Below are 13,153 nucleotides of genomic sequence, written 5' to 3'. Positions count from 1 at the left end.
TACACCTAAAAGCCTCAAAAATAAGAATATTATTCTTGTTTATTAATGTATATATCGCCGTTAACCGACTCCAGTTTTACCTTTGCGTTCCCCTCTGTAACAGCACCTCGAAAAACCTGACCATAATTAGAAACTGCGAGGATCTCTCCATGAACATCGGTAACAAGAATTTCTCCGGATAGGGTTTTAACCTCAATCATCCCGGTCACTTCTTCGAGCACAACAGGACCCTTTCCTGTTGATACCTCAAGGCTATTAAAATAACCTTTTGCCGCTACCCTGGTCCCAGTTCCGGAGACGACCACGCCAAGATGATCGGGCACCCCTACCTTTAAACGAACCGAAACTACTTTATGAGCACTTAACTTGTCGTTAGGGTTTTCAAAGGCGGGCATAAAAGAGCCTTCCAGGATCAAGGTACTCCCTTCTTTTTTTGAAGTTACGGTGAGGTCGTTCTGATACTCCCCTTCTATGGCGATCTCAGCCTGAATCCCCCCTGAAGAAGCACTATACAATTCCACTTCGAAGATCTGATCGGCTGCGATCTGCAATTGGGTGAGGTTGGCAGCATCAAAATTCCTGCTGCTAAGCTTTTGACCCCATACACAACCGCCACCAAGGAGTAAACCCAGGACAACAGCCATAAAAAAACGCCCTGAAACAGGGCGTGTTCTTTTATTACACCTACCTTTCGGCATTATCATTTTTGCATATTCTTTGCTTCGATACTCAAGGTTGCATGAGGCACCAGCTTCAGACGCTCTTTATTGATCAGTTTTCCTGTTACCCTGCAAATCCCGTACGTTTTGTTTTCAATACGTACCAGGGCATTTTTAAGGTCACGAATAAACTTCTCCTGTCTGAGTGCCAGCTGAGTGTTGGCCTCTCTGCTCATGGTTTCAGATCCCTCCTCAAAAGCTTTAAAGGTTGGAGAGGTATCATCGGTTCCATTATTACCATCGTTCTTATAGGAGCTCTTAAGCAAATCAAGATCTTGTCTTGCTTTATCTATCTTATTTTCTATCAGGACTCTGAACTCTTCCAGATCCTTGTCAGAATATCTTACTTTAATGTCTGCATCCATAGTACTAGTGTTTTTGAATCAACAATCTGGTGTTTACCTCATCAAACGCAATTTCCGTGCCGCTTTCCAGGGTCTCCTCAAAGCTTAGCGTTGCTGTAAGTGTTTCATTTTTAATGTAATCGAGATTACTCTGAACGGCATTTTCAACAACCCCATCCTTTTGAAGCATCACATCTATTTTGTCGGTTACCTCAAATCCTGAGTCCTTACGCAGGTTCTGGATCCTGTTGACCAACTCACGGGCAACACCTTCCTTGCGCAATTCTTCAGTAATGGTAACATCCAGGGCAACGGTAATCATACCTGAACTGGCTACTAACCAACCTTCTATATCTTGAGATGAGATTTCCACCTCATCGATTCCTAAAGTAATACTTTTTCCATTAATATCAAGTATTATTGAGCCTTCGCGCTCAATTTTCTGAATATCATCCTGCGTCAACGATTGTACTTTACTCACAATCAATTTCATATCTTTTCCGAACCGCGGACCTAAAACCTTAAAGTTAGGTTTGATCTGTTTCACCAGGATTCCTGAGGCGTCATCCAGCAGTTCAATCTCCTTAACATTCACTTCAGAACGTATCAGATCTTCTACAGCATGTATCTCTTTTTTCTGATTATGATCCAATACCGGAATCATAATCTTCTTAAGAGGTTGTCGCACTTTGATCATTTCCTTTTTACGGAGTGAAAGTACCAGGGAGGAGATCACTTGCGCTTTCTCCATTCTGCTTTCCAAACCTTTATCAACCAACGCTTCCTTGTACACCGGGAAATCTGCCAGGTGAACACTTTCAAAGGTTTCTTTTCCGGTTGCCTTTACCAGGTCGAGATACAGGCGATCCATAAAGAACGGTGCTATTGGTGCTCCTAATTTAGCTACCGTTAGCAAACAAGTGTAAAGGGTTTGATAGGCCGAGATCTTATCCTGACCATAATCGCCCTTCCAGAATCGTCTTCGGCAAAGTCTTACATACCAGTTACTCAGATTTTCCTGAACGAAATCTGAGATTGCCCTTGCTGCTCTGGTAGGCTCATAGTCAGCCAAAGAAGCATCAACCCGCTTAACAAGGGTATTTAATTCAGAAAGGATCCAGCGATCAATTTCCGGTCTGTCTGCGATAGCGATCTCTTCTTCACTGTAATCAAAACCATCAATATTGGCATACAAGCTGAAGAAAGAATAGGTATTGTAAAGAGTACCAAAGAATTTACGTCTTACCTCGGCTACTCCTTCCAGGTCAAATTTCAAATTATCCCATGGATTGGCATTGGCGATCATATACCATCTTGTGGCATCAGGACCGTACTCCTGAAGGGTTTCGAAAGGATCTACGGCATTGCCTAATCTCTTAGACATTTTTTGACCATTCTTATCCAGCACCAATCCGTTTGAAACCACATTCTTATACGCTACAGAATCAAAGACCATGGTACCTATGGCGTGAAGCGTATAGAACCAGCCTCTTGTCTGGTCGACCCCTTCAGCTATATAATCGGCAGGAAAAGCTTCTCCTCCGTCAATCTTGTCTTTATTCTCAAAGGGATAATGCCATTGTGCATAGGGCATGGAACCTGAGTCAAACCACACATCGATCAGATCGGCTTCACGCTTCATCGGGCTTCCTGACTCAGAGACCAGGACGATACGATCAACCACATTCTTATGAAGGTCAACCTTGTCGTAGTTCTCTTCACTCATATCGCCTACCACAAACTCTTCAAAAATATCTTTATCCATGAAACCGGCTTCCACAGACCTTGACATCTCCGCCTTAAGTTCTTCTACAGATCCGATAACCTTTACCTCCTTACCGTCTTCGGTTCTCCAGATAGGAATAGGTATACCCCAGAATCTTGATCTTGAAAGATTCCAGTCATTAGCATTCTGCAGCCAGTTTCCAAAACGACCTTCTCCGGTTGCTTTTGGTTTCCAGTTAATGGTTTGGTTCAATTCGAACATCCGTTCTTTAACATCAGTAACCTTGATGAACCAGGAATCTAAAGGGTAATAAAGAACCGGCTTATCAGTTCTCCAGCAATGCGGATAACTGTGGACATATTTTTCAACCTTAAAGGCCTTGTTAGCCTCTTTTAAGGCAATGGCGATCTCAACATCCACTGAGCGTTCAGGAACTTCTCCTTCGGCATAGTATTCATTCTTCACATATTTACCACCAACTTCAGGAAGCTCCGATCTGAATCTACCCTGGAGGTCAACCAAAGGAACTGCATTGCCATTGTCATCAAGGACCAACATAGGAGGAACTTCAGGAGATGCTTCTCTCGCCACCTTGGCATCATCGGCACCAAAGGTCGGAGCCGTATGTACGATACCGGTACCATCATCGGTGGTCACAAAATCACCGGCGATAATACGGAAGGCGTTTTCAGCATTTTCATAAGGCAGCGCATAGTTTAATAATTGCTCATATCGTGCATTTATCAACTCTGCTCCTTTCAATTCTTTAGCGACCAGGTAAGGCACCTTTTTAGCGTCGGCCTCATAGGCAATTAGCGCCTCTTCCGATTCCACGGGTTTGAACTTACCACTGAAAATATTTTTTACCAGGGCCTTAGCCAGTACCACTGTGACAGGCTCATGGGTATATTGGTTATATGTTTTAACCGCCACATAATCGATATTCTTACCAACTGTCAGAGCCGTATTTGATGGCAGGGTCCACGGGGTGGTGGTCCAGGCCAGGAAGAAAAGCTCTCCAAGACCTTGAAGTGCTTCAGGAAGACTGTCTTCCACAGCTCTAAACTGAGCCACCACGGTAGTATCTGAAACATCTTTATAGGTTCCGGGCTGGTTCAATTCATGCGAACTTAATCCCGTTCCGGCTTTTGGCGAATAGGGCTGAATGGTATACCCCTTGTAAATAAGTCCCTTATCGTAGATCTGCTTTAACAGCCACCAAACACTTTCCATGTATTTGGATTTATAGGTGATATAAGGGTCATTCATATCTACCCAGTACCCGATCTTACGGGTCATATCATTCCAGATATCAGTATAACGCATTACTGCCTTTTTACAGGCCGCATTATATTCTTCTACTGTGATCGATTTTCCGATATCTTCCTTAGTAATTCCGAGTTCTTTTTCAACCCCTAATTCCACAGGCAACCCATGGGTATCCCAACCGGCTTTTCGCTTTACCTGAAATCCTTTTTGAGTCTTATACCTACAGAAAATATCCTTAATGGCACGCGCCATTACGTGGTGAATTCCCGGCAAACCATTGGCAGAGGGCGGCCCTTCGAAGAACACATAAGGTTCTTGCCCTTCTCTCTCACTTACACTTTTTTCAAAAATATCATGTTCTTCCCAGTACTTAAGTATTTCATCTGCAGTCTGCGGAAGATTCATTCCCTTATATTCTGTAAAACTCATTTTAAAAATACCTTCTCGTATTAAAGTTGGCAAAATTACTAAATTCCAGTCAATTGAAGCCCTTTGCTGTGATTAAATAACACCCGGAGGTAGTATTACCCCTGCAACCTTACTCTTTTTTACCTCGGGATCAAAAAGTTTGACGTACAGACAAGATCAGATTGCGGCCGGGAGCAGCAATTCCGGAAGAATAGGTCCGGTAACGTTGATCGGTGATATTCTCTAAAGCGACCTGCAAGCGGGTATTTTTCAGCACCTCATAACCTCCCCGAATATTCAGGGTGTACCAGGATGGTGAAAAGGGGTTGCCATTAGCATCAACTGCATATAAATACGGCTTTCCTTGCTCAGACACGGCAAGGTCATCAAATGAGATCTCCCCGTTAAACTGTGTCCACAGATCCAATTTAACACGGCTCTTTTGCCATTCAAGCAACACGCGTCCGAATAGGGGCGCCGCATGTCTCAAAGGGGCAGTACTGCCGTTATCGAGCACCTCTTCTCCTTTTACATAGGTAAGTGTACCCAGGGCGCTTAACGTATTGCTGATTCGCCAGTTAGCACCGGCTTCTAATCCGTAAACCCTGGCTTTTGCCGCATTTTGAATGGCCTGAATATCTGACAATTGACCGTTGTACTCTATCTGCTCTACCCCCTGGTAGGTAAAATCTCTGCGAACCATGGCATCTTTAAGCCAGGTGTGATAAAGAGAAAGATCAAATTTAAATTTCTCCTTGAGATTGAGCTGAAAACCAAGGTCGGCATTATAAGCATATTCAGGTTTTAATGATGGATTTGGAACCACCACCGATCCGGGTTCAGAATCAAAGATCTTACCAACATCATCAACATTAGGAGCCCTGAAAGCTGTAGAAAACTGTACATGCCCCCTAAAAGTACGACTCTGACTCCAGTGCAGTCCGGCACTTCCGGTCAGGGCATCAGTATTGATCTTCGCAGTGGTAAAGGGAAAATTATAGAAGACATTATTTTCACTGAAGTCAGAGAATATATCCAGATAATTATATCGAACGCCTGCTCTCAATGTCATTCTTCTATCAGGCTGGTAGCTGAAATTTGCATAAGCCGCAAGCGACTGCCACCTGGAACCATCAGGGTATCGCGAGGCTATATCCTGCTCGGCACCCGAGGTAATGTTTTGGGAATATCCCGAAGAACCCACCTTGTTGTATACATACTCTACCCCGTAATATAAACGGGAACGGTTAGAGAAATGCTTTTCCAGATCGAGATTAGACGAAAATGCATCCACACGCTCTTCAGTTGCATACAGCCACTCTTCCATGAATCCGCGGTCATGCCTGCTTTCTTTAAATTGCTGGTAAGCATTGGTAAAGCGCATAGTGTCATACAACCACCCATTGCCAGAATGCTCGGCAGTAAGATTTATCATCAACCATTCTTGCGGGCCGTAATACCATTCTGCTGCTCTTGGCTCATTATCACGATATCGAATTAACCGATCGTAGCGGTCATAATTACCCGTTGTACTGTAGATAATTCCGGTTTTCAGCGACCAGTCTTTTACAGGTTGGTAGGTGAATTTTTGAAGGATATTCAGTTGTTCATATCCGGTTGGCGTTTGCTTTCTGTCGTTACTATTAGTCACGACCTGGTCAACCCCATCTTGCCTTACCACGTACTCAGGACGCAGGTATTCTTCCGGACCGTGACTACCCATTATAAGATCATTAAAATCTGATATTGTTACTGAGGTGACTCCGGCCCATTTTGCACTTCCATAATTTAAGACTGCATGGGCAGTTCTTTCATTGTTTGCAGTTGAATACCTAACCAAAGCCCTTCCATCCAGGTCATTACCTCTTTGTCGAATCTTCGGATCAAGGGTGTAAAAACTCATCACCCCTCCGATAGCATCACTCCCATAGGTTACAGAGCCGGGACCAAAGATCACCTCTGCCGAATCTACAGACAAGGGATCGATAGCTATTATATTCTGAATATTTCCACCTCGGAAAATAGCGTTATTCATGCGCACCCCATCTACCACGATCAACAACCTGTTGGTAGCAAACCCTCTGATCATAGGACTTCCTCCTCCTAATTGACTTTTTTGAACAAAAACCTTTCCGGTAGATTGAAGCAGATCTGCAGAGGTTTGAGCATTCGAAAAAAGCACCTCTTCCTTCGTTACTGCAAGTATTCGCTGATCAACACTTTGCCTGGGTTCAGCCCACTTTCTGGCAGAAAGCACCACTTCTTCCAACTCTTCTGAAAGAGGTGTCAGCATAACCTTACTACCGTCTCTCAGGAGCCGGCTTTTACGAATAAGCATACTTTGATAGGCTACATGGGAAATAACCAGCAGGTCATCTGAGGCAAAGTCTGAAAGATCAACCGATCCGTTAACATCACTGATCTTGTATGATTTTACCCCTTCTGCAGTAATGGAGGCATTTACCACCGGATCACCCGAAACCGCATCAACAACAACGATCTCCTGGGCATGGCAAAAGGTTATCATGAATACAAAAGCAATCAGACATGGTAGGAATCTCATAGCGAATTCTAATTAAAGACATCGTTCAACACACTTAGGGACCGGGGTTCTTTGAACCCCTGCAAATGTAATTGAAAATAGCTTATCAGTGATTTCAACAGTTCCCTGCGTTGATTTTTGTTCATTTTGATCGTTGACATTCCATCAAAATCTGTACCCAAAAACAAGACAAACTTCACTAACAGTTCTCCATTTATGGTTTCGTTCAGGGATTGCGCAGAAAACTCTCCTTCTCTCAGGTCAAAATACGGCAGGTCGGTATTACTGTCTTCCGGGTAAAAGCCCAGATACCTGCTTAGGTGAATTAAAAAAGCGATATGAAAATTGGCCGCCTCACTGTGATGATCAAGCCATTGAAAGGCAGTGCTGAGAAATTCAAATAAGGGTTCATTCGGCTCTTCTTCCTGAAGCGCTGTGTTGAGCAATTCTGAAAGAAACATCACCACTGTACTTTTCCTGATGTCAGACTGGAGGGTCTGGTAGTGTACCAGAAGTTTAACTTCTTTAAGGTATTCCAAGCCCCCTTTGTCTTTATGGTTCGCTACAATTTCGAGCTGGGTTAAAGGCTGAAAGTAGGCTGATTTCATTTTACCCTTCCGGGAAGAAAGCACTCCTCTTACCAAATATGATCTCAACCCTGATGAACGGGTAAATAATTTAACAATAAGGCTGTTATCGCCATACTTTATAGCCGAAATAACAAGTGCTTGGGAATGTATGATCATATATGTGCACAATTACCGCTCAACGGCCTCTAAAATATCAAAAAAAATAGCTTCCCTGTTGAGGGAAGCTATCTTGTATATTTCTAAGAGCGTAGAATTAAACTACCCCCTGTGCGAGCATTGCATCGGCTACTTTAACGAATCCGGCAATATTTGCTCCTTTCACATAATTCACAAAGTCACCTTCTTTACCGTATTCAATACACGAGGCGTGAATGTTCTTCATGATACCTTTCAAACGCTCATCTACTTCCTCTCTGGTCCAGCTCACTCTCAGGGAGTTTTGAGACATCTCCAGACCTGATGTTGCCACCCCTCCGGCATTGGAGGCTTTTCCGGGAGCAAACAGGATCTTATGATCCAGGAAGGTATTCACAGCATCAGGAGTACAAGGCATGTTAGCACCTTCGCTCACACAAATACATCCGTTATCAAGCAGTTTTTTAGCATCTTCACCATTAAGCTCATTCTGAGTAGCACATGGCAAGGCCACATCACATGCAACACCCCATGGAGTTCCACCTTCGGTAAACTCAGCGTTTGGATACTCTTTTACGTATTCAGAAATACGACCACGTTTCTCATTCTTAAGCTCCATTACGAACTTAAGCTTGTCTTCATCAATACCGTCTTTGTCGTAAATATATCCTGAAGAATCAGATAGGGTAACCACTTTACCGCCTAACTGCAACACCTTCTCTGCGGCATATTGCGCCACATTTCCGGAACCTGAAATTACTACGGTTTTTCCTTCTATCTTTTCTCCTTTAGTTTCAAGCATATTCTCGGCGAAGTACACGGTACCGTAACCGGTAGCTTCCGGACGGATAAGAGATCCACCCCAGGAAAGCCCTTTACCGGTTAACACCCCGGTGAATTCATTACGTATCTTTCTGTACATTCCGAAAAGGAAACCGATCTCGCGACTTCCCACTCCGATATCACCCGCAGGCACATCGGTATTTGGACCAATATGTCGAGCCAACTCTGCCATAAAACTGTGACAGAATCTCATGATCTCGTCATCAGATTTTCCTTTTGGATCAAAGTCAGAACCTCCTTTACCACCTCCCATTGGCAGGGTGGTCAAGCTATTCTTAAACACCTGCTCAAAAGCAAGAAATTTAAGGATACTCATATTAACGGTTGGGTGGAAACGAAGACCTCCTTTATAAGGTCCAATGGCAGAGTTCATCTGGATCCTGTATCCACGGTTAACATGAATCTCGCCTTCATCATCAACCCATGGTACACGAAACATGATCGCTCTTTCCGGTTCAACCATTCTTAACAGAATGTTCTTCCCGTTGTAAATTTCATGTTGAGCGATATAAGGAAGCACGGTTTCTGCCACCTCTTGTACCGCCTGGAGAAACTCCGGCTCGTGAGCATTACGGAGTTTTACTTCCTCCATAAATACTTCAATTTTTTTGTCCATCGATTTCATAAAAATCTAATAAATGAAAGATTTATAATTTGGGGTCAAAATTATGGAAATAAAAAAATATAGACCCCCATATTTTAAGAATTTCTCAAACGTTGTAGTTAAAAATGACTCAAGGCCTGTTCAAGATCATTCTTCAGGTCTTCCACATCCTCGATTCCAACACTGAGACGCACCAAAGAGTCAACCACTCCGCTCTTTTCACGTTCTTCCTTCGGAATGGAGGCGTGGGTCATACTTGCAGGGTGACCGGCCAATGACTCTACCCCTCCCAATGACTCGGCAAGCGTAAATACCTTAAGATTTTCAATGATCTTTACCGCATCTTCAAATTGCCCCCCTTTAGGAACAAAAGATATCATTCCACCAAAATCGTTCATCTGTGCTTTGGCCACCTCGTGATTGGGATGATCCTCAAAGCCCGGCCAGTATACTTTTTCAACCTTAGGATGCTTTTTGAGATAGTGTGCGATCGCAGCACCATTTTCGCAGTGTCGCTGCATTCTCACATGCAGTGTTTTTATACCTCTTAATACCAGGAAACTATCCATCGGACCCGGCACTGCACCACTAGCATTCTGAATAAAATACAAACGGTCTGCCAACTCCTTATTTTTAACGATCAGTCCGCCCATGATCACATCACTATGACCTCCCAGGTATTTGGTAGCTGAATGCATTACTATATCTGCCCCCAGCTCCAGGGGTCGCTGCAGATAAGGGGTGGCAAAGGTGTTGTCTACCGCCAGGAGAAGTTTATGCTCCTGAGCGATCTTTACCATGGCTTTCAGGTCGATAATATTCATCATTGGATTGGTAGGGGTTTCTACCCAAAGCAACTTTGTATTATCGTTAACAAGTTCTGCTACCTTGTGGGCATCTTTCATATCAACAAAGTGGAACCGAATTCCGAACCCTTCAAATATCTTTGTGAACAAGCGATAACTGCCCCCGTAGAGGTCATTGGTCGAGATCACCTCATCTCCGGGAGAGAGCAGCTTCATGACCGCATCAATAGCTGCCAGGCCACTGCTGAAGGCAAGACCGTATTCACCCCCTTCTATACTTGCCAGACTATTCTCCAGGGCGGTCCTGGTCGGGTTTGCACTTCTTGAGTATTCAAAACCCTTGTGACCTCCCGGGGTGGTCTGAGCGTAGGTGGAGGTTTGATAGATAGGAGGCATTACGGCCCCATAGGCTTTATCAGGCTCCTGACCACCGTGTATGGTCTTGGTATTAAATGCTATGTTCTTATCATTCATACTGGTATGGTATTTTTAACAAATGTAATTTTTGTTTTTCCCAATACAAAGAACCATGTATCTTTATACGCTTAGAGATCAAAAGTCCCCGATCATGATGAAGAAGTTGCTGTTTATTGCTCTCCTGTTTTCCCTTATTGCATGTCAATCTGATGCCGAAATAGAGGTTACTACCTACTCCATGGCAGATCCTGCCTGTGACGCCTGTGCCCGTATTGAATTACAATACCCCATGGCTGCCGGAAAAAATCGTAAAGAAAAAAAGATCAACGCCTCCCTGAATCGATGGGTGATCAGGGCTATCGACCTTTCTCCCGACCAGGAATCAGCTACGGTGGAAGAAGCGGTCGCTGAATTCAGAAAAGCCTATCAGAAGATCAAGAATGACTTCCCGGATGACTACAACATGAACTGGGAATCGACCATTGATGGAGAGATCTGCTACGAAGATGATCAGCTTTTGGTCATTTGCATGGAAACGTATTCATACACCGGGGGTGCACACGGATATGGCAGCTCTCACTACCTCCTGTTCAGCAAAACTGAAGGGGAGATGATAGACACTCCTCACCTGGTGCAAGACCAAAAAGGATTCATGGCCCTGGCAGAGAAAAAATTCAGAGCTCAATACCAGCTGGATGATGATTCACCCCTTAACGAACAGGGATTCATGTTTGAAGGCGATCGTTTTCACCTGCCGGAAAATATAGGATATACCACCTCCGGACTAAAACTGATCTACAATCCTTATGAAATAGCGCCGTATTCTGAAGGCCAGATCATTATTGACATTCCTTATGAAGAGGTGAACAACTATTTAAGATTTAAGGGGAAGAGTCGTATTTAACCGGTTACTATTCAAAAGTGAAGTCTTAACTTTAAGTATGAAAAAATTCTATTACCTCAGCACCTGCGACACCTGTAAAAGAATCATGAAAGAACTCGATCTCCCGGTAGACATTGAGCTTCAGGATATCAAGAAAACACCTATTACACCAGAAGAGCTCGATCATCTGTATGCCTCGACAAAGAGCTATGAGTCTTTGTTAAACAAAAGAAGTCAGTTGTACAAGCAAAGAGGACTCAAGGATGAAACACTTTCGGAAGATGATATTCGCAGCCTCATTCTTGAACAATACACCTTTCTAAAACGACCGGTTCTTGTTCTCGGCACGGAGGTGTTTGCAGGTAACAGTAAAAAAACAGTTGCCGAAGCAAAATCTGCACTGAGCAGCTAATCCTGATGAATAATCGTACCCTGGCCTTACTGGCGGCCTTTGGAGCCAGCGCGATCTACGGCATGAATCACACGATTGCCAAAGGCCTCATGCCTGTATACATCAAGCCTTTCGGACTAATCTTACTCAGGGTTATCGGGGCCTCCGTATTGTTCTGGATCATCAGCCTTTGGGGGCCGAAAGAAAAGATAGATCCCAGAGACTGGAAACGGCTTCTTGCGTGTGCCATATTTGGAATGGTCATCAATATGTTGATGTTCTTCAAAGGGCTGTCACTTTCAACCCCTATCAACAGCTCCGTGATCATTACGATCTCGCCCATCATTGTATTCATTCTGTCGGCCTTATTGATCGGAGAAAAGATCACTCTTAAGAGAAGTATTGGGATACTGATCGGCTTTGCCGGCGCGCTCATGCTTGTACTTTACGGGCAGGAGGTTCGCCAGGATGCCCCTAATATCCCTCTGGGCAATACGCTTTTTATTATCAACGCCACCAGTTATGCTATTTACCTTATTTTGGTAAAACCACTTACGGCTAAATATCACGCCATTACCCTTATGAAGTGGCTCTTTCTTTCGGCCATCTTTATTAACCTTCCGGTGACTTTGGGAGAATTTATGGAGGTTGAATGGACACAACTCCCCTTTGAAGCGGTATGGAAGATGGCTTTCGTGGTTATCGGCACCACCTTCCTCACCTACCTCTTAAATATCTTTGCCCTAAAAGAATTAAAAGCCTCAACGATCGGGGCATTTATCTACCTTCAACCTATAATCGCCATCGCCTTTGCACTTCTGGCAGGAGCAGATGAACTCAACCTGGTAAAGGCCGCTGCCTCCATCATGGTATTTTACGGGGTATTCCTGGTATCCCGAAAGAACAAGGCCTAAAGCTCAATATTGACCGGGCGCTTTTGATGTTTCCGGGTATCCTCTTTAGTCAGTACCCTGAATTCATCAGACCGGTCACTCTCTTTTAAAAAGGCACGAACCTCCTCAGGCAGACCAATAAGTTTTCTTGTTTCCAGGTCGATCCAGGCTCCCATGATCTCGCAGTGAGCTACATTGCGGCCTTTGTAGTCGTAGTAATTGTGGCGGAATTCAAAAAACATCCCGTCTTCACTCAATCCGCTGAGTTCGAGAGAAACCTTTACCGGTTTTCCCGCAAAAACCTCCTTGAAATAATAAATATGTTCAAAAAAAACAACCGGACCAATATTCAGCTTATCCAATAATGAATGATCAAACCCCCGCTCCAGCAAAAAGGACATTCTTGTGTGAGCAGCAAATTCTATATAAGCTTTGTTTGCCAGATGACGATTGGCATCCAGGTCATTCCATCTGATCTCAAATTCCTTAAAATACATAGTTCAAAATGTTATGCGTGCATAATACTATGCCAAAAGTAGAATCTTTTTAGTAAAACCTTGTTATCTTTATTTTAAAAGTTCGA

At 43.8% G+C, this 13,153-nt stretch carries 11 protein-coding genes; 3 read left to right on the top strand and 8 right to left on the bottom strand.

The window, feature by feature from the left end; translation table 11 throughout:
• Positions 1 to 29 precede the first annotated feature (29 nt).
• From E7Z59_RS04020 to E7Z59_RS03990, 7 genes are all read right to left on the bottom strand, one after another.
• The gene (locus tag E7Z59_RS04020; RefSeq protein ID WP_136334992.1) at positions 30 to 698 is read right to left on the bottom strand and encodes a DUF4097 family beta strand repeat-containing protein; all 669 of its coding nucleotides are present in this window, start codon (positions 696 to 698) and stop codon (positions 30 to 32) included.
• Positions 699 to 700: 2 nt separating this feature from the next.
• Positions 701 to 1,084, bottom strand: coding sequence for a TraR/DksA family transcriptional regulator (locus E7Z59_RS04015; protein ID WP_136334991.1), 384 nt, complete (start codon positions 1,082 to 1,084; stop codon positions 701 to 703).
• 4 nt (positions 1,085 to 1,088) lie between these two features.
• Complete coding sequence (gene ileS, locus E7Z59_RS04010; protein ID WP_136334990.1) at positions 1,089 to 4,487, bottom strand: isoleucine--tRNA ligase; 3,399 nt, start codon at positions 4,485 to 4,487, stop codon at positions 1,089 to 1,091.
• Between the two features lie 130 nt (positions 4,488 to 4,617).
• A complete protein-coding gene (locus E7Z59_RS04005; protein ID WP_136334989.1) occupies positions 4,618 to 7,029 on the bottom strand; it encodes a TonB-dependent receptor in 2,412 nt (803 codons plus the stop codon).
• A gap of 8 nt (positions 7,030 to 7,037) precedes the next feature.
• A complete protein-coding gene (gene recO / locus E7Z59_RS04000) occupies positions 7,038 to 7,754 on the bottom strand; it encodes a DNA repair protein RecO (protein WP_136334988.1) in 717 nt (238 codons plus the stop codon).
• A gap of 97 nt (positions 7,755 to 7,851) precedes the next feature.
• Positions 7,852 to 9,192 (bottom strand): NADP-specific glutamate dehydrogenase, encoded by a 1,341-nt coding sequence (gdhA, locus tag E7Z59_RS03995; protein WP_136334987.1) that lies wholly within the window; start codon positions 9,190 to 9,192, stop codon positions 7,852 to 7,854.
• A gap of 107 nt (positions 9,193 to 9,299) precedes the next feature.
• Positions 9,300 to 10,460, bottom strand: coding sequence for a cystathionine gamma-synthase (locus E7Z59_RS03990; protein ID WP_136334986.1), 1,161 nt, complete (start codon positions 10,458 to 10,460; stop codon positions 9,300 to 9,302).
• A gap of 94 nt (positions 10,461 to 10,554) precedes the next feature.
• Here E7Z59_RS03990 and E7Z59_RS03985 point away from each other — a divergent pair, with 94 nt between their 5' ends.
• From E7Z59_RS03985 to E7Z59_RS03975, 3 genes are read left to right on the top strand one after another with little or no spacing between them, the layout of a single operon-like run.
• Positions 10,555 to 11,307, top strand: coding sequence for a DUF3298 and DUF4163 domain-containing protein (locus E7Z59_RS03985; protein ID WP_168731235.1), 753 nt, complete (start codon positions 10,555 to 10,557; stop codon positions 11,305 to 11,307).
• Positions 11,308 to 11,344: 37 nt separating this feature from the next.
• Positions 11,345 to 11,698 (top strand): arsenate reductase family protein, encoded by a 354-nt coding sequence (locus tag E7Z59_RS03980; protein WP_136334984.1) that lies wholly within the window; start codon positions 11,345 to 11,347, stop codon positions 11,696 to 11,698.
• A 5-nt stretch (positions 11,699 to 11,703) separates the two neighbouring features.
• Positions 11,704 to 12,591, top strand: a complete 888-nt coding sequence (locus E7Z59_RS03975; protein WP_136334983.1) for a DMT family transporter — start codon at positions 11,704 to 11,706, stop codon at positions 12,589 to 12,591.
• Here E7Z59_RS03975 and E7Z59_RS03970 read toward each other — a convergent pair.
• The gene (locus E7Z59_RS03970; protein WP_136334982.1) at positions 12,588 to 13,067 is read right to left on the bottom strand and encodes an acyl-CoA thioesterase; all 480 of its coding nucleotides are present in this window, start codon (positions 13,065 to 13,067) and stop codon (positions 12,588 to 12,590) included. The two genes, E7Z59_RS03975 and E7Z59_RS03970, sit on opposite strands and share 4 nt — an antisense overlap.
• Positions 13,068 to 13,153 lie beyond the last annotated feature (86 nt).

Source organism: Robertkochia marina (assembly GCF_004799345.1).
Taxonomy (GTDB): Bacteria; Bacteroidota; Bacteroidia; order Flavobacteriales; family Flavobacteriaceae; genus Robertkochia; species Robertkochia marina.
Note: the sequence above shows the minus strand (reverse complement) of the source record. Positions and strands in the feature narration are given on the sequence as shown.

Bases quoted from the DNA above. Each gene is read 5' to 3' on its own strand.
- E7Z59_RS04020 (WP_136334992.1), bottom strand. From the start codon at position 698: ATGCCGAAAGGTAGGTGTAATAAAAGAACACGCCCTGTTTCAGGGCGT.
- E7Z59_RS04015 (WP_136334991.1), bottom strand. From the start codon at position 1,084: ATGGATGCAGACATTAAAGTAAGATATTCTGACAAGGATCTGGAAGAG.
- ileS (WP_136334990.1), bottom strand. From the start codon at position 4,487: ATGAGTTTTACAGAATATAAGGGAATGAATCTTCCGCAGACTGCAGAT.
- E7Z59_RS04005 (WP_136334989.1), bottom strand. From the start codon at position 7,029: ATGAGATTCCTACCATGTCTGATTGCTTTTGTATTCATGATAACCTTT.
- recO (WP_136334988.1), bottom strand. From the start codon at position 7,754: ATGATCATACATTCCCAAGCACTTGTTATTTCGGCTATAAAGTATGGC.
- gdhA (WP_136334987.1), bottom strand. From the start codon at position 9,192: ATGGACAAAAAAATTGAAGTATTTATGGAGGAAGTAAAACTCCGTAAT.
- E7Z59_RS03990 (WP_136334986.1), bottom strand. From the start codon at position 10,460: ATGAATGATAAGAACATAGCATTTAATACCAAGACCATACACGGTGGT.
- E7Z59_RS03985 (WP_168731235.1), top strand. From the start codon at position 10,555: ATGATGAAGAAGTTGCTGTTTATTGCTCTCCTGTTTTCCCTTATTGCA.
- E7Z59_RS03980 (WP_136334984.1), top strand. From the start codon at position 11,345: ATGAAAAAATTCTATTACCTCAGCACCTGCGACACCTGTAAAAGAATC.
- E7Z59_RS03975 (WP_136334983.1), top strand. From the start codon at position 11,704: ATGAATAATCGTACCCTGGCCTTACTGGCGGCCTTTGGAGCCAGCGCG.
- E7Z59_RS03970 (WP_136334982.1), bottom strand. From the start codon at position 13,067: ATGTATTTTAAGGAATTTGAGATCAGATGGAATGACCTGGATGCCAAT.